The sequence below is a fragment of the Actinosynnema sp. NPDC002837 genome (assembly GCF_040295345.1).
Classification (GTDB): Bacteria; Actinomycetota; Actinomycetes; order Mycobacteriales; family Pseudonocardiaceae; genus Actinosynnema.
On record NZ_JBEOVG010000060.1, the window covers coordinates 40,014 to 56,324 of the forward strand.

The following is a 16,311-nucleotide window of genomic DNA, read 5'->3' on the forward strand; positions in this document are numbered from 1 at the left end:
CGGGCGCGGTGGGGCGGAGGTCAGCGGGCGCGGTGCGGCGGGCGGTCGTCGGGGTGGACGAGCCCGCACTTGTAGGCCGTGGCGACCGCCTGCGACCGGTCGCGCAGGTCCAGCTTGGTCAGCACCCTGGAGACGTGGGTCTTGACCGTCGCCTCGCTGATCACGAGGTGGGCGGCGATCTCGGCGTTGGGCAGCCCGTGCGCCGCGAGGATCAGCACCTCGGTTTCCCGGAGGGTCAGTCGCGCCAGCTCGGCGGGCACGGGCAGCGCGCAGTCCGGCCGGGACGCGAACTCCGCGAGCAGCCGGCGTGCCACCACGGGGTCGAGCCACGCGTGCCCGGCGGCGACGTGGCGCACGGCTTCACACAGCGCGCTCGGCGCGGTGTTCTTGAGCAGGAACCCGGAGGCCCCCGCCCGCAGCGCGTCGTGCACGGCCGTGTCGTCGTTGAACGTCGTGAGCATGAGCACGGCGGTGGTGAAGGCCTGATCGACCACGAACTCCTCGGAGACCAGGTGCCGGGTCGCGTACACGCCGTCGCTGCCGGGCATGCGGACGTCCATCACCACGACGTCGGGTCGCGCGGTGCGGGCCAGTTCCACCGCGTCGAACCCGTTGCCGGCCTGGCCGACGACGACCAGGTCCTCCTCGGCGTCGATGAGCATGGCCAGTCCGGCGCGCACGAGCGGCTCGTCGTCGGCGACGAGCACCCGGATCGGCTCGTGGTCACCCACCGAGGCCTCCGGCGGTCGCGGGTGAGCCGACGGCAAGCCGGCCTCCGGTGGGTAGCGTGGCGCGCACCGCGAAGGTCCCGTCGGCTTCGACGCCCGCGGTGAGGCAGCCACCGATCGCCCGCGCCCGTTCCCGCATCCCGAGCACCCCGTGCCCGGTCGCCAGGGCCCGGGAGGGTCGCCCCGCCACGTGGTTGACGACGGCCAGCTCGACGGTCGTGGGCCGCCACTCGACCGTCACGTGGACGGTGGTGCACGGTCGGGCGTAGCGGATGGCGTTGGTCAGCGCCTCCTGCACGATCCGGTAACCGCACAGGTCCACCCCCGGTTCCAGCGGGTACTTCTCACCCGTCCGGGTCAGTTCGACCCGCAGGTCGTCGGTCTGCGTGCTCGCCACCAGGTCGTCGAGCCGGCCCAAGCCCCCCAGCGACGACGGTCCGCCGGGTGCGCTCCCGAGTTCGGGACGCATGAGGCCCAACATGCGCCGCAGCTCGACTATCGCCTGCTGACCCAACGCGTCCACGTGCCCGAGCGCCTGCCGCGCGCGCTCGGGGTCGGCCCGGATGAACCGCGCCGCTCCCCCGGCCTGCAACAGCATCAGGGTGACCGCGTGCGCGACCACGTCGTGCAGGTCGCGCGCGATCCGCGACCGCTCGTCGGCCACCGCGTCCGCCGCGGCGCGCTCCGCCTCGATCCGGCGCTGCCGCAGGCTCCACCCCACCCACCGGCCGATGCCGAACGCGGCGCCGTTGAACACGACGAGCGCCGAGGTCACACCGATCAGCGCGTCCACCCGGTTCGTGGGCGGTTGTCGGCTGACCGTGTGGACCACGTTGACGGCCGCCGGGACCGCCGCGGCGAACAGGCAGGCGAGCGCACTCCTCGACTCGCACCGCTGCGCGACCGTGTAGAGGGCCACCCAGACGCCGAGGTTGGGGATGTAGGCGTGGAAGATCAGTGCGGCGGTCACGCTGTGCAGCGCCATGACGCCGAACACCGGGATCGGGTGGCGTCGACGCACCGCCAGCGCGAGGTAGCCGACCGCGGCGTACAGGGGTGCGGCCCAGGTGCCGAACTCGGCGTCGCGGCCGGGGCTCCAGGACATGAGCAGGTCGAGCCCGCACACGAGCAGCGCGACCACCCCGTCCACCAGGACGACCCGGCCGGGCAGGCGGAGCGCGGCCATCACGACCAACTCCCGACGCAGTCGTCACAGCACTTGAACACGCAGCACCACGAGCCGGTCAGCTCACGCGGCGAAGAGAGGCGCTCGTGGACCGAGCCCGCCCGGCGTGCCCGTTCCCAGGAGGCCACCGCACCGAGGACCGGCAGCACCTCCCGGTCGAGCAGGTCTCCCGGCACGGCGCCCACCGCGACCAGCGCCCGCCAGATGTCGACCTCGCCGGTCTCCCCGGCGAGGACGGCCTCGAACTCGTCGCGCTCGAACTCGCCGGCGTGCGGTCGGTGGCGCGAGCGGTGCGCCAACCGCAGGATGGCGGCGGCTCCGCCCGGTGCCCCGTCGAGCCCGACGACGTCCGCTCGCCGCACCCGGATTCGCTCCACCACGCCCGGTCCGGCGCGCCGGGCCGAGGCGACGAGCACCTCGAAGTCGACCTCCGGGTCGCGCAACCAGTCGAGCGGCGCGGGTGCGACGACGAGGTCGTTGGTGACCAGGACCGCCCATGACAGGTGCCGGTCGACCGCGTCGCCGGCGGCGATCCGCTGGATCGACACCACTCCGGGACAGGACCAGTCCACGGCTTACCCCTTCCCTGTACCTGATGTGGGCCATGTGGCGGTATGCATTACCCGGTTCAGTCCACATCGGTCATTCACCGTAGTTGTCCCATCTCGGAGGGTGAACGTTACGACCGGATTCCCGTCACCTCGCCACCGAGATGGCCGACGCGGGGCCGGCGGGCACGGGCCTCAGCTCGGCGGTGACCGCCATCCCCACGGACAACAGCACCAACACGCCGCCGATCGCGAGGCACGGCTTCCTCGACGCCTTGTCGACCCGGGGCATCGATCCGCCCGAAAAGGTGAATCCCCCGCCCACGAGTCCGACCATGAGCAGGACCACGCCCGCACTGCCGATGATTGTCGCTACCGCGATCACGGCGCTCCCTCCCCGAACGACCGATGTGACGACACCAAGGTTGGCCGTCCGGGCGGTCGCGGTCATCGCCTCGGGTATGCGCTTTTCGCCTACCGCTACCGGGTCAGTCCCGCCGCGCGCGTACCCCGCCGGGCCCATGCTCCCGGCACGTCGTGCGGACGGCCCCGCGCGTGCGCGATCTTCTCCGTCACCCAACCGATGTTTCCGCATCAATGCGGCCTCATCGTGGGTCCATCGCACCGACGCCCGCACAACGACGTGTGCGGCCTCACCGGAAGGTGCACCCCGATGATCCACTCCGTACCCGCCGAGCACGCGGACGAGGCAGGCGCCCGGGCCGAGACCATGGCCAGGTTCCTGCGCGACGTACCCGTCCCCTTCACCCGCGTGCTGTCCCTGTGGGTGGGCTACCGCCTGCGCCGCGACCCCCGGCAACCCGACACCCGGCACCACCTCACCCCCCGACAGGCCCACCTGCTCGGCTTACCGCCGCACGCGGTGGTGACCAGGCGCGAGGGCTACCTCGTGCCCCACCTCGGCGACCACGGCCCGCGCCTCGCCGCGATCACCGCGCTGGTGCACCAGCGCGGCCTCGAGCTGGACGAGCCCGCCCGCGACGAGCTCGCCCGCGGCTACACCCCGCTCGGCGTGCTGGTCACCGGCGCCCACCGGGCCACCCACTACGCCACCACCACCCGTGCGCCCGACGACCCCGACTTCGCCGACCCGTTGCCCGACGACCCCGACGACGTGCCCGCCCTGTGGTGCCAGGCCACCCTGCTCAGCGCGGGCAGACCCGTGGCCCTCGTGCGGGAGACCGTCTACCGGGTGGCGTTCACCGGCCGCCGCCCACCCGACCTGACCACCCACCTGACCCCGGCGCCGCCCCGACTGGTGTCCTGATGCGCGCCCGGACCGCCGCGCTCGCCGCGACGACCGTGGCGGCGGGTTCCAGCGGGTACGTGGTCGCGGCGGTGTTGACCGAGGTGGCCGCCGACCACGGCGTCACCACGGCCGCGGCGGGCGGGACGATCACCGCGTTCGCCCTCGCCTACGCGGTCGGTTCACCCGTGCTGGCGATGCTCACCGCGCGGTTCGAACGGCGTGGCCTGCTGGTGACCGCGCTGCTGGTCGCCGCGCTGGGCAACGTCGGGGCGGCGCTGGCGCCGACGTTGGACCTGCTGCTGGCGGCCCGCGTGCTCACCGCGTGCGGCGCGGCGCTGGCCACCCCGGCGGCCACGGCGGTCGCCGCCCAGCTCAACCCCGGCCACAGGGCCAAGGCGATGGCGGTGGTGACGGCGGGCCTGACCGCGGCCACGCTGCTGGGCGTGCCCGCCGGGCGGTTCGTCGCCGACCGGCACGGCTACCGGGCGGCGTTCGTGCTGGTGGCGGTGTTGTGCGTGGTCGCGGCGCTGGTGGTGCGGTCGGCCGTGCCGCCGGTGCGCCCGGGACCGGCGGTCGGGTTCCGCCAACGGCTCGCGCCGCTGGCCGACCCGCCCGTGCAACGGCTGCTGGCCGTGTCGCTGCTGGCCTGCCTGGCCACGTTCAGCGTCTACGGCTACCTGGGCCCGATCACCGGCCACCCGCCCGACAGCGGTCACCTGCTCGCCTACGGCGTCGGGGGTGTGCTGGGCAACGCGATCGGCGGGGTCGCGGCGGACCGCCACGGGCCGCGCACGCCGTTGCTGGTGGCGCTGGGCGGCTGCGCGGCGGTGCTCGTGGTGCTGCCGACGATGCTGACCGGGCTGACGGCGTTCGTCGTGATGGCCGCGTGGGGCGCGTTGTTCTGGGCGTTCAACCCGCCCCTGTTCGCGGCCCTGGTGGCGGTCGACCCGGACCGGGCGAACCTCCTGCTCGCCCTGAACGCGTCCGCCATCTACACGGGCATCGCGGGCTCCGGTGTGCTCGGCGGGGCGGTGGCCGCGCCGGTCGTGCCCCTCGTCGGCGCCGCCGTCGCCGTCGCGGCCGCCGTGATCGCCGCCACGAACGTCGGAAGGAGGCTGGTGACGCGCTGATCGACGCGATCCGGGTTAGGTTGGCCCGCATGGCCGGAAAGGTGCCTTCGGTGGAGCTGGAGGTCGGGGACCGCGTCGTGCGGATCTCGAACCCGGATCGCGTCTACTTCCCCGCGCGAGGGGAGACCAAGCTCGACCTCGCCCACTACTACCTGTCGGTCGGCGACGGCATCGTGCGCGCGCTGCGCGAGCGGCCGTGCATGATGCACCGCTTCCCGTCCGGGGTGGCCGGCGAGAAGGTGCACCAGAAGCGGCTGCCCGGCGGCGCGCCGCCGTGGGTGCGGACCGTGCGCGTGCACTTCCCGCGGTACAACCGGCACGCCGACGAGCTGTGCGTGACCGACGTGGCCGACGTGGTGTGGGCCGTGCAGATGTCGACGGTGGAGTTCCACCCGTGGAACTCGCGCAGCGCCGACACGGAGAAGCCGGACGAGTGGCGCATCGACCTCGACCCGATGCCGGACTGCCCGTTCGACCGGGTGCGGCGGGTCGCGCACGTGGCGCAGGAGGTGCTGGCCGATTTGGGCGCGGTGGGCTGGCCGAAGACCTCGGGCGGGTCCGGGCTGCACATCTACGTGCGGATCAAGCCGGAGTGGGGTTTCGCCGACGTGCGGCGGGCGGCGCTGGCGTTCGCCCGCGAGGTGGAGCGGCGCGCGCCCGACGACGTGACCACGGCCTGGTGGCGGCGCGACCGCGACCCGCGCAGCCTGTTCGTCGACTACAACCAGAACGCCCGCGACCACACGATCGCCAGCGCGTACTCCGTGCGCGGCGTGCCGGAGGCGACCGTGTCCACGCCCGTGCGGTGGGACGAGATCGACTCGCTGGACCCGCGTGACTTCACCATCGCCACGGTGCCCGCCCGGTTCGCCGAGCTGGGCGACCTGCACGCCGGGATCGACGACGCGGTGTTCTCGCTGGAGCCGTTGCTGGAGTGGGCCGACCGCGACGGGCTCGACGTGCCGGAGTGACCCCCGCGCCGGCCCGGTGGTCGGGCGTCACCGCAGCACGCGAGGCCGCCAGCGACCCAGCGCGATGCCGTTCTCCACGTGGTGCAGCGCTTCGCGCTCGGTCCAACCCTCGATGCCGTTGTGCCTCGCGGCGGCGGCCAGCAGCACCGCCATCGCGGTGGTCTCGTCCAACCAGCCCGCGCCGACCAGCTCGCCGAGCCGGCACGCCGCGGTGAACACGATGTGCGCACGTGCGCCGGGGCGGGCTTCGCGCACGCGTTCGGCCTCGCCTTCCACCACCGCGGCGCGGTAGGCGTCGACGCGGCGCGGCGAGGACCGCTGGGTCGGGATCGGCAGGTCCTCGCGCGGCGGCGGGGTCAGCACCGCGACCAGCCACTCGGGCGCGGGCGCGACCGGCGCGTCGCGCAGCACCCGGTACCGGTGGTGGCCGAGCAGGGAACCGGCGGCGACCACGTACCCGCCGACGCCCCGCGTGTCGACGTGCGGCGCGATCCGGCCGGCGGTGTTGCCCAGCGGCACGTCCGGCGCCTGGAAGTAGCGGTGCTCTCCCCCGCTGGGCGTCGCCACCGTGTAGGTGTCGCGCGGGTCCTCGTCGCCGTGCTGCCAGGCGCGGCGGGCGAACGCCTCGCGGCCGTGCGGCACGTCGAGGTCCACCACCAGCAACCCGGCCGGGCCGCACGAGATGCCGACGTTGTAGGCCCGGCGCGACCACCAGTGCCGGATCCGGTCACGGTCCAGGGTCGCCTCGTCGTCCCAGCCGCGCAGCGCGGGCGTCTTCCCGTGCGGGCGCAGCGGCATCACGGGCCAGCCTCGCGCGGCGGCGGCCAGCGCCGCCCGGTACCTGGTCATGCTCGTCCCCCCTTGTGTCGGGCAACGGGGGAAGCGCCGCCGATCTCCAGTCTGCCGGGGTCGACGCGCCCGGTACAGGGCCACCAGGACGCCGTGCACGGCTTCGTCACCTCCCGCGTCCTCGGCCTGGTCCCCCACTTGTCGCAAGGTCGCACCGCTACTTCCGCGATGACCTGCGCGGCGCGGTCGACGGCCGGGTGGCGGCCCGCGGCACGCCGGCAAGAAGGCGATAAGACGACGGACAACCCCCGCGTGCAGGACGGCGTTCATCCCATCGGGTAGTGATAATGACCTCCCGGTCCCATAACATGGTTCTAGGGGGCGCTATGAATCGCAATGAGGTCATGGAAGACGGTGACCTCGTCGAAAGATTTGCGCGCCGACTCCGGTTGTTCGATTCCAATGCCGATGGCATCGTGCGCCGCCGCGACGTGGCGGCGGTCGCCGAACGGCTGATCCGGGCATTCCGCGTCGACACCCAGTCGATCGGCGCCGAACGGATCCGCAGCGCGTACGAGATGCTGTCGCTGGCCTTGCTCGCGGACTTCGGCGACCTGGCGCGGGACGAGGTCGCGGTGCCCGGGTTCACTCAGGCGCTGGCCGCCGACCACGCCCGGATGGCCGGCCTCGGCCGCCGGATCGCCCGCACCGACGCCTGCGCGGTGCGCGAGTGCCTCGCGCCGATCGGCGCGGCCGTGAAGGCGGAGCAGGTCGCCGAGGTGATCGTGGTGCTCGGCGCGCACCCGGGCCACCAGCCGGTGATCCAGCAGGCGCTGGAACGCGACGGCGAGCTGATCCGGTTGGCGGCCGCGATCCGCCCGTTCTCCGACCACTTCACCGGTTGTGGCTACCCCGGGCTCTACGGTCGGCCATAAGGTCGCGGACATGGCGGAATCGGACGACCAGTACGACGCGCTCGGCGAGCTCTACGAGCGCACCAAGCACATCCCGACCGGGTTGGCCGAACGCGCCACGCTCCTGGCCGCGCTGCCCGACCTGCGCGGGAAATCGGTGCTCGACGTCGCCTGCGGCACCGGCTTCTACCCGCGCGAGTTCCGCCGCCTCGGCGCGGACCCGGTGGTCGGCGTCGACTCGGCGAACGAGATGCTCGCCCACGCGCGAGAGGCGGAGCGCCGCGCGCCGCTCGGCATCACCTACCACCGGCACGACGCCGACGCGTTGCCGGTGCTGGGCATCTTCCACGTGGTGACCGCGATCTGGCTGCTCGGGTACGCCGAGGACGAGGCCGCGCTCGACCGGATGATCGGCAACCTGCGCGCGAACCTCGCACCCGGCGGCACGCTCGCCGTGCTGGTGCCCAACCCCGACCCGGACTGGGACGTGCTCGCCGACTACGCCCGCTACGGCTACGAGGTGGTCCGCACCGGGCCGTCCGGCGCGCGGCAGCCGGTGGTGGTGCGCGTGCTCGGCGAGCCGCCGTTCGACTTCGACTCGTTCTACTGGCTCGGCGGCGTGGTCGAGGCCGCGCTGACCCGCGCCGGGCTGCACGACGTCACCCGGCACCCCACCGTGATCCCCGAGGACGGGCAGGGTGAGGAGTTCTGGGGTCCGCTGCGCCGCAGCCCGAGCTTCGCGGTCTTCACCGCTCGCGCCTGATCCCGGTCCCGCTGTCGGACCCGGATGGCAGGATTTCCCCGTGACCGTTCCCGCAGTGCTGCGCACGCTGGCCCGGCTCAGCGCGTCCGAGCAGCCGCAGCGGGTGCAGCTCGACCTGACCAAGACGGCCGGGCTGGTGTGGATGGGCGCCGACGAGTCCGCGTGGCGCACCCTCGCCGAAGGTGGGCAGCTGCCGAGGTGGACGCCGGTGCCGTGGACCGCGCGGCCCGACCAGCACGCGACCGTCGACCGGCTGGCGTCGTTCGACGCGCTGCACCAGGAAGACCGGCTGCTGCGGCTGGGGTGGGCGTTCCTGTGCGGACCGACGACGATCAACGGCCAGCGCAGGCGCGTGTGCCTGCCGTTGGTGTCGCGGCCGGTCCGGCTGCACCCGGCGGGGTGGCGCGCCTACGTGTTCCAGGTCGCCGGTGACCTCGGGATGTTCCCGTTGCTGGACGACTGGTCCAAGGCGGCGGAGCTGGAGACGCGGCTGGCGAAGGGCACCGAGTGGATCAAGGCGACGTTGGCCGCGAGCGGGTTCGACGACGTCCCGGTGCTCGGGCCGAAGCACGACCCGCGCGGGCTGATCGGCGGTGACCGGTTGGTCGTCGTGGCCGGGGCCGGGCTGCACGCCGGCGAGCCGGTCGTCAGCACCGAGCGTGGCGCCGCGCTCTACACGTGGGCGCGCCGCAGCGGCGTGGAGCAGACCGCGCTGGCGGGGCTGTACTCGTCGGCCGAGGACGTCGCGGTCGACCACGACGACGTGGTGCACGGCGCGTTGCCGTTGAGCCCGAGCCAGCGGGCGGCGGTGGTGGCGGCCCGCACCGCGCCGGTGACCGTGATCGGCGGGCCGCCCGGCAGCGGCAAGACCCACACGCTGGCCGCGATCGCGCTGGACGCGGTGGCGTCGGGCCGTTCGGTGCTGCTGGCCAGCCGGACCCGCAACGCCGCCGACGTGCTCGGCGAGGCGCTGCGGCGCGCGGGCGGGCCGGTGCCGGTGCTGTTCGGCGACTCCGAGCTGCGGCAGGAGATGGCGCGCGACCTGAGCGCCGGGCTGGCCGCCACCACCGTGAAGGGCGAGCTGGACCAGCTCGACCGGAGCAGGCAGAGCGCCGTCGCGGCGGTCGCGCGGATCGAGCGCGCGGTGCGCGAGGCGTTGCGGGACGAGGAGCTGGTCGAGGCGGCGGTGCGGTTCGAGGCGTTGATGCCGGGGCATCGGACCGTGACGCCGCGCGCGTTCGACGAGGGTGTGGACTTCGAGCGGCTGCACGGGCTGCTGCGCCCGCGGCACGGGCTGTTCGGCGGGTGGCGGACGCGGTGGGCGCTCCGGTCGGCGCGGCGGCTGACGGGCGCGGCGGACGACGTGGACCTGGCGGACCTGGAAGCGGCGGTGCGGGCCGCGGACCAGTCCGCCGCGCAGGTCCGGGTCGCCGCGAACGGCGGCACGTCGCTCGACGCGCTGCGCGGGCTGCTGGCCGAGGAGGACGCGCGCGGGCACACCGCGATCGCCGCGTGGCTGGCCACCCTGGCGGTGAGCCGCCGTGGCGCGGGGCCGCGGCGCGCGGTGGCGGCGTTGGCGACGGCGTTGCGGTCGGGCCGGGCGGCGCGGCGGCGGGCGTTGGCGGACGTCTCGACCTCGGACCTGGTGCAGGCCCTGCCGCTGTGGGTGGGCACGTTGGCCGACGTGGAGGACATCCTGCCCGCCGTGCCCGGCGCGTTCGACCTGGTCGTGATCGACGAGGCGAGCCACGTGGACCAGCCGCTCGCGGCGCCCGCGCTGCTGCGCGGCAGACGGGTGGTGATCGGCGGCGACCCGCGTCAGCTGCGGCACGTGTCGTTCGTCGGCGAGCAGGCCGTGCGCGAGGCGTTGACCGCGGAGGGCACGGAGTCGTTGGCGGACCGGCTGGACGTGCCGAAGGTCAGCCTGTTCGACGCGGGCGCGGCGGCGGCCGGCGTGCACTGGCTGACCGAGCACCACCGCTGCGCGCCGCACCTGATCGGGTTCGCCGCGACCCGGTTCTACGAGGGCCGGATCGCGCTGCTCACCACGCACCCTTCGATCGCGGACGTGGACTGCATCGACGTCGAGCACGTGGCGGGCGTCCGCGACGACAAGGGCGTGAACGAGGTCGAGGTGGACGCGGTGCTCGCGCACCTGCGTCGCCGCATCGCCGCCGGCGTCCGCTCGATCGGCGTCGTGACGCCGTTCCGGGCGCAGGCGGACGCGCTGGAACAGGCCCTGCTCGACCGGCTCAGCCTGGAGGAGATCACCACGGGTGGGGTGCGGGTCGGCACCGTGCACGGCGTGCAGGGCTCGGAGTTCGACGAGGTCGTGATCAGCCTGGCGTTGACCGACGCCGACCGGCCGGCGGCCTGGCGGTTCGCCAACGACCGCAACCTGCTGGCCGTGCTCACCACGCGGGCGCGACGGCTGGTGCACGTCATCACGTCGGCCGCCGAGCCGGTCGGGCTCCTCGGCGAGTACCTGCGGCACGCCGAGGTCCCGCCGACCGAGACCGAGGGCGTCGCGCCGTCCGACGAGTGGACCGCGCGGTTGGCGGCGGAGCTGACCGGGCTCGGCCTGGCGGCGCGCACCGGCTACCCGGTCGGCCAGTGGCGGGTCGACCTCGTGGTGGGCGAACGCGGGTCGGCCGTGGCCCTGGACACCCGGCCGCACCCGGACGGCGCCGCGGCGCACCTCGCCCGCTGGCGTGCCCTGCGCGGCGCGGGCTGGCGGGTGCACGACGCGTTCCCCAGCCGCTTCGGCGGCGACCCGGCGCGGGCCGCGGTGGAGTTGGCGCAGGAACTCGCGCCGGCGTCGACTACGCCTGCTCGCGCAGCCAGTCCAACGCCGACGGAGCGGACGTGACGATCGAGACGTGGCCGTCCTCCGGCGAGAGCCGCAGTTCGGCCGCGGGGCACCGGCGGGCCAGCCACTCGGCGTGCGAGCTGGGCACGACGCGGTCACGCAGACCGTGCAGCAGGAGCACCGGCGCGGTCACGTCGGCGGGGTCGAACCCCCACGGGTTGACGTAGGCCAGGTCGTCGTCGATCCACGCGTCCGGCCGTCCCGCCCGCACGGCCGGGCCCACGACCTCGTCGAACCACGACCACTCGCCGGCGAGGGCGGCGAAGTCCGCCTCGGTGAACTCGGGGTCGTACCCGACGCCCGACGCCTCGAACCGCTCCTTCACCGCACGTCCGGCCTCCGCCGCGCGCAAGGACGCCACGCCCGAGGCCGCCATGCCCGCGAACCAGTCGAGCCCGTCCGCGCGGAAGGGCGCGAGCCCGGCCAGGCTGACCACGCCGAGCACCCGGTGCGGAAGCAGCGCGGCACACGCCAGGGCGTGCGGCCCGCCGCCGGAGTACCCCACCACGGCGAACCGGTCGAGGCCCAACGCGTCGGCGACGGCGGCGGTGCAGGTCGCGGCTGAGGCGATGTCCCGACCGGGGTTCGGCGTCGACCCGCCGTAGCCGGGGCGGTCGTAGGACACCCAGCGGAGGCCGAGCCGTTCGGCGGCGGGGAAGAGCGGCGCGGGAGGCGCGCCGATGTTCGGCGTGCCGTGGTGCCAGATGACGGCGAGATCGCCCGCGCCGGTGTCGTACGCGTGCAGCGTGCGGCCGTCGTCCAGGGCGATGTCGATCTCCGTCAGCACGGGCGGAGCCTAACAGCGGATAAGATCGCGCCTCGTGTTCGACGAGCGGTGGACGGTGGTCCCGGATCGGCCGGTCACCACCAGGTGGGCCACCCGTCGGGCGGAGAAGCTCGTGCTGGGCGTCGTGCACAACGTGACCTCGGCGACGCGCCTGTTCGACGTGCTGCCGCTGATCGCCACCGACCCGAGGGTCCAGGTGCTGTTCGCCTGCACGGGGTCGTCCGCGTTCACGCCCGGCACGGCCGAGCACCTGGCCGACCTCGGCGTGCTGACGATCGACTGGGCGCAGGCCGAGCGGACGCGGTTCGACCTGGCCATCGCGTCCAGCTACGGCGGCCCGCTGGAACGGCTGCGCGCACCGCTCGCGGTGTTGCCGCACGGCATGGGCTACAACAAGTACTTGGAAGTCGGGGATCGGAAACCGGTTTTCGGGTTGTCTCCCGAATGGCTGACCCACCGCGGTCGGCTGATCCCGTCGAGCGTGATCCTCTCGCACATCGAACAGCTGGACCGGCTGCGGTCGAGCTGCCCGCAGGCCGTTCCGGCGGCGGTCGTCGCGGGCGATCCGTGCTTCGACCGGATGCTGGCCAGCACGCCGCTGCGCGAGACGTACCGGGCGGCGCTGGGCGTCGGGCGCGGTCAACGCCTGGTGGTCGTGTCCTCGACGTGGGGCCCGGGCAGCCTGTACGACCAGGCGTCGGACGTGGTGCGCCGGCTGCGGCTGGAGCTCCCGCTGGACGAGTACCGGATCGCGCTGGCGCTGCACCCGAACACCTGGTTCGGCCACTCGCCGTGGCAGATCCGGATGTGGCTGGACGAGTGCGAACGGGCCGGGGTCGTGGTGCTGCCGCCGGAAGAGGGGTGGCGTGCCGCTCTCGTCGCGGCGGACGTGGTGGTCGGCGACCACGGCTCCGTCACGTTCTACGGCGCGGCCCTGGGTGTGCCGGTTCTGCTGGCAGCCGCTGCTCACAACGCCGTGGACCCCGCGTCGGCCGTGGGTCGCTTCATCGACAAAGCCGACCGGCTCACCCTCGACCGACCGCTGCGCGTCCAACTCGACTCGGCCGGGGTGAGCGACGACCTCGCGGCGATCGCCGCCCTGGTCAGCTCGGCGCCGGGGCGGGCCGCGACGTTGCTGCGCACCGAGTTCTACCGCCGGCTGCGCCTCGCCGAACCGCTCGACGAGCCGGGAGTCCGCACGATTCCCGTCGCACGGGTGGACGCACCACCGGTGGTGCACCAGTGGGTCGCGGTCGAGCTGGACGCGCCCGACCGGGCCCGGGTGGTCCGCTTCCCCGTCGACCTGCGTCGTGCTTCGCCGCCGCACAGCCACCTGGTGGTCGGTGTCGACACCCCGGACGCCGCGGTGCTGGAGAGCGCGGAGATCGTGATCCAGGACGATGCCGGCGACGCGGAGCGGTGGATCGCGGCGATGTTCGACGCGTTGCCGGGTCTCGGGTCGGCGTCCATGCCCGACCACTCCGGGCGGTGGCTCGTCGGCACGCGCGACGGCGCGCTCCTGGGCTTCACCGGTCCCGCACCGGCCGGACGGGTGTGGGCGTCGGTCGTGCACGCCTGGCACCTCGCGGCCACCGCGGTCCCCGCACGCGTCACCGTGGTGCTGGGCGGTGAGGAGCACACCGCCGAGGTGCGTCAGCTCAAGGCGGCCAGCCGCTGAGCGGTGGCGGCCATGGCGGTGACGAACCCGTGCTCGGCGTACAACGCCATCGCCTGCTCGTAGTACGCCTTCGCGGCCTCACCGCGCTCCAGGTCACCGAGCGCGTCGAGCACCTGGGCCTGGTCGAACGACCAGTTCTGCTCGACCGTGATCGCCCTGGCCCGCTCCAGGAGTTCTCGCGCCCGCCCGGTCGACCCCGACTCGCCGAGCTTGCGCCCCTGCCACAGCATGATCTTGGCGACGTTGCGCGGCTCCGGCGCGGCCAACCCGCGGAACCCCGCCAACGCCTGGTCCAGCAGCTCGACGGCCGCCTCCGGCGGCTCGGCCTTGGCCAGGTGGAACCGCGCGAGCGCGAGCCGACGCGGGTCGCCGACCGACTCGGCCAGCTCCAGGTTCCGCCGCAGCACCGCCCGCGCCTCGTCCGACTCACCGCGAGCCAGTCGGGCCAACCCGGCGCACTCCAGCGCGGTCGCCTCGGCCTCGACGTCTCCGACCCGCCGGGCGAGGTCGATCGCCGACGAACACCGGGTGATCGCCGCGTCGGTGTCGCCGAGGTGCAGGTAGGCGAACCCCAGCTGGGTCAGCAACACCGCCCGCGCCACGTCGGCGGCCGAGTGCTCCGCCGCGCGCACGCCGAGTTCGTTCGTGGCCAGCAGGTCGTCGTAGTACTTGCCCGGCTCGTACAACGCCCACAGCACCAGGCTCAGCACCACGACCGCGTCGAGCGCGCCGTCCTCGTAGCACGCGGTCGTCACGGCGCGCAGGTTCGCCCGCTCGCGTTCCAGCCACCCGCGCGGGTCGGCCTCGGCGGTGTGGCCCGCCGACGGCCGGACGTCGGGGAACAGCTTGCGCCGCCACACCCGCTGCCCCATCACGGCGGCTTCGGCGGTGACCGCGCCGGTGACGTACCAGTCGGCCAACCGCCGCCGGACGGCGTCGCGCTCGGCCCGGTCGAGGACCTCGCCGACCCGCGCCGCGTGCCCGCGCAGGAGGTTGTGCACCACCAGCCGACCGGCGACCGGGTCCTCCGCCACCCTCAGCGACACCAGCTCGTGCGCCGCGCGGCGGGCCTTCACCTCGCCGACGCCCATACCCGCCGCCAAGGCCGCGACCGACACGTCACCGGTGCCCGGATGCGCGCCCAGCACCCGGTACGCGGTCCGGGCGAGCGGGCTCAGGCGGGCGTAGGTGGCGTCGAACAGCGAGCCGAGCGTCGGCTCGTCGCCGACCGCCACCGAGGTGAGGCCGGCTTCCGGGTCGGCCAGCTCCTCGAGCAGGTCGGCGACCGACGACGTCGGCCGCTCCGCGAGCATCCCGCCGATCAGGCACAGCGCCACGGGCAGGCCCGAGCACAGCTCCAGCACCTCGTGCAGCGCGTCCGCGTCGTCGCGCACCCGGTCGCCGGCGAACTGGCGCAGCAGCTCCACCGCCATGTCCGGTTCGAGCGGATCGATGTCGATCAACGTGGCCCGTTGCCGGGCCAGCACCCCGAACGCGCCGTGACCGGTGACGAGCACGACCGAGCCGCCGGGGCCGGGCAGCAGGGAACGGACCTGGGCGGGCGAGACGACGTCGTCGAGGAACACCGCCAGCGACAGCCCGTGCGTGACCGAGCGGAACATCGCCGCCCGCGACGCCAGGTCCGCGGGCAGGTTCTCGCGGCGCACGCCGAGCGACACCAGGAACTCGCCCAGCACCTCGCGCGGCGCGACCTGCTGATCGCTCCACGCGCCGAGCGTCGCGTACAGCTGGCCGTCGGGAAACCGGTCGCGGACGTCGTGCAGCCAGGCGGTGGCCACGGTCGACTTGCCGCTGCCCCGCGGCCCGAGCACGACCTTGACCACCGGCTCGTCCAACGGCGGCCGGTCGGCGATGCCCCGCTCCAGCTCGGCCAGCACGCGCACCTGGTTGACCAGGTCGACGGGCGGCGGCAGCTGGTGCGGAACGTTCGTGGGCGGCCAGGGGACGCCGTGGAAGTGCACCCCGCCGTTGATCTCGCCGGCCTGCACCACCGCGTGGGCCGACCCGCCGAACTCGTTGCGCGCCGCCCGCTCCTCGCCGACCACCCGTGGACCTCCCGCGTCGGGGGCAAGATCGTCGGGCCAGCCTACCGGGCAGGACCGGTTCGCCACGGAGCGTCAACACGGGTGGTCGTCGGAACGTGATGGAGATCGTGGTTTGACCCGGCCGGCGAACGGTTACCTCGTGCGTGCGCCTTGAGCAGACAGGGTGCCGGAGGAGCGTGCGATGAACATGGTGGACCTGCCTGACGACGGGCTCGACCTGGAGCTGGGCGGCGTCCAAACACCCGACGGCATCGCCGGTTGGGTGCGACAGGTCGCTTATGAGGTGAACGGGCACCGCGTCGCCGAGCTCGCGTCGATCGCCACCGAACTGGTGGGCAACGCGCGGCGGCACGCCGAGGGCCCCTGGCGGGTGCGGTTGCTGCGGGTCGACGAACGGCAGGTCGTGCGGGTCGAGGTGGAGGACCGCAGTCCCAGCCTGCTGCCGGTGCTGGGCAGACCGGACGACCCGACCGCGGGCGCCGGGCTGCTGCTGGTCAACCGGCTGTCCGTGCGCTGGGGGTTCGACCACCACGAGGACCGCAAGGTGGTGTGGGCGGAGGTGCCCACCGGGTGACGGCGCGGTGGTGCGGGGTCCGCGGCGCGTGCGGACCC

At 74.1% G+C, this 16,311-nt stretch carries 15 protein-coding genes; 8 read left to right on the forward strand and 7 right to left on the reverse strand.

The window, feature by feature from the left end:
• Positions 1-20: 20 nt before the first annotated feature.
• The 4 genes from ABTZ99_RS31025 to ABTZ99_RS31040 form a co-directional block, all read right to left on the reverse strand.
• On the reverse strand, positions 21-731 hold the full coding sequence (locus tag ABTZ99_RS31025; RefSeq protein WP_498781557.1) for a response regulator: 711 nt from the start codon (positions 729-731) through the stop codon (positions 21-23).
• Complete coding sequence (locus ABTZ99_RS31030; RefSeq protein WP_499616278.1) at positions 724-1,914, reverse strand: sensor histidine kinase; 1,191 nt, start codon at positions 1,912-1,914, stop codon at positions 724-726. Before ABTZ99_RS31030 ends, ABTZ99_RS31025 begins: the two co-directional genes overlap by 8 nt.
• Positions 1,914-2,486 (reverse strand): hypothetical protein, encoded by a 573-nt coding sequence (locus ABTZ99_RS31035; protein WP_499616281.1) that lies wholly within the window; start codon positions 2,484-2,486, stop codon positions 1,914-1,916. Before ABTZ99_RS31035 ends, ABTZ99_RS31030 begins: the two co-directional genes overlap by 1 nt.
• 124 nt (positions 2,487-2,610) lie before the next feature.
• Positions 2,611-2,847 carry a hypothetical protein gene (locus ABTZ99_RS31040; protein ID WP_499616284.1) on the reverse strand — a complete coding sequence of 79 codons (237 nt, stop codon included), beginning with the start codon at positions 2,845-2,847 and terminating at the stop codon, positions 2,611-2,613.
• 288 nt (positions 2,848-3,135) lie between these two features.
• On the opposite strand from ABTZ99_RS31040, the gene ABTZ99_RS31045 reads away from it, so the two are divergent.
• Genes ABTZ99_RS31045 through ligD form a run of 3 tightly spaced genes read left to right on the forward strand, consistent with a single transcriptional unit; the run spans position 3,136 to position 5,833 of the window.
• Positions 3,136-3,750 (forward strand): hypothetical protein, encoded by a 615-nt coding sequence (locus ABTZ99_RS31045; RefSeq protein WP_498781563.1) that lies wholly within the window; start codon positions 3,136-3,138, stop codon positions 3,748-3,750.
• Complete coding sequence (locus tag ABTZ99_RS31050; protein WP_499616287.1) at positions 3,750-4,862, forward strand: MFS transporter; 1,113 nt, start codon at positions 3,750-3,752, stop codon at positions 4,860-4,862. Before ABTZ99_RS31045 ends, ABTZ99_RS31050 begins: the two co-directional genes overlap by 1 nt.
• 29 nt (positions 4,863-4,891) lie before the next feature.
• Positions 4,892-5,833: a non-homologous end-joining DNA ligase gene (gene ligD / locus ABTZ99_RS31055; protein WP_499616289.1), complete on the forward strand. Its 942-nt coding sequence runs from the start codon at positions 4,892-4,894 to the stop codon at positions 5,831-5,833.
• Between the two features lie 27 nt (positions 5,834-5,860).
• Here the strand turns inward: ligD and ABTZ99_RS31060 are convergent, their stop codons facing one another.
• Positions 5,861-6,682 (reverse strand): bifunctional DNA primase/polymerase, encoded by an 822-nt coding sequence (locus tag ABTZ99_RS31060; RefSeq protein WP_499616290.1) that lies wholly within the window; start codon positions 6,680-6,682, stop codon positions 5,861-5,863.
• Between the two features lie 326 nt (positions 6,683-7,008).
• Here ABTZ99_RS31060 and ABTZ99_RS31065 point away from each other — a divergent pair, with 326 nt between their 5' ends.
• Genes ABTZ99_RS31065 through ABTZ99_RS31075 form a run of 3 tightly spaced genes read left to right on the forward strand, consistent with a single transcriptional unit; the run spans position 7,009 to position 11,168 of the window.
• Positions 7,009-7,557 carry a hypothetical protein gene (locus ABTZ99_RS31065; RefSeq protein WP_499616292.1) on the forward strand — a complete coding sequence of 183 codons (549 nt, stop codon included), beginning with the start codon at positions 7,009-7,011 and terminating at the stop codon, positions 7,555-7,557.
• A 10-nt stretch (positions 7,558-7,567) separates the two neighbouring features.
• Positions 7,568-8,299 carry a class I SAM-dependent methyltransferase gene (locus tag ABTZ99_RS31070; RefSeq protein ID WP_499616294.1) on the forward strand — a complete coding sequence of 244 codons (732 nt, stop codon included), beginning with the start codon at positions 7,568-7,570 and terminating at the stop codon, positions 8,297-8,299.
• A 40-nt stretch (positions 8,300-8,339) separates the two neighbouring features.
• Entirely contained in the window at positions 8,340-11,168 is a 2,829-nt protein-coding gene (locus tag ABTZ99_RS31075; protein WP_499616297.1) for a DEAD/DEAH box helicase, read from the forward strand.
• Here ABTZ99_RS31075 and ABTZ99_RS31080 read toward each other — a convergent pair.
• Positions 11,122-11,955 (reverse strand): alpha/beta fold hydrolase, encoded by an 834-nt coding sequence (locus ABTZ99_RS31080; RefSeq protein ID WP_499616300.1) that lies wholly within the window; start codon positions 11,953-11,955, stop codon positions 11,122-11,124. The two genes, ABTZ99_RS31075 and ABTZ99_RS31080, sit on opposite strands and share 47 nt — an antisense overlap.
• Before the next feature lie 34 nt (positions 11,956-11,989).
• Between ABTZ99_RS31080 and ABTZ99_RS31085 the strand changes: the two genes are divergently transcribed.
• Positions 11,990-13,633, forward strand: a complete 1,644-nt coding sequence (locus ABTZ99_RS31085) for a hypothetical protein (RefSeq protein WP_499616303.1) — start codon at positions 11,990-11,992, stop codon at positions 13,631-13,633.
• Here the strand turns inward: ABTZ99_RS31085 and ABTZ99_RS31090 are convergent.
• Entirely contained in the window at positions 13,609-15,699 is a 2,091-nt protein-coding gene (locus tag ABTZ99_RS31090; RefSeq protein ID WP_499616306.1) for a tetratricopeptide repeat protein, read from the reverse strand. The two genes, ABTZ99_RS31085 and ABTZ99_RS31090, sit on opposite strands and share 25 nt — an antisense overlap.
• A gap of 181 nt (positions 15,700-15,880) precedes the next feature.
• Between ABTZ99_RS31090 and ABTZ99_RS31095 the strand changes: the two genes are divergently transcribed.
• Complete coding sequence (locus ABTZ99_RS31095; protein WP_498781577.1) at positions 15,881-16,273, forward strand: ATP-binding protein; 393 nt, start codon at positions 15,881-15,883, stop codon at positions 16,271-16,273.
• Positions 16,274-16,311 lie beyond the last annotated feature (38 nt).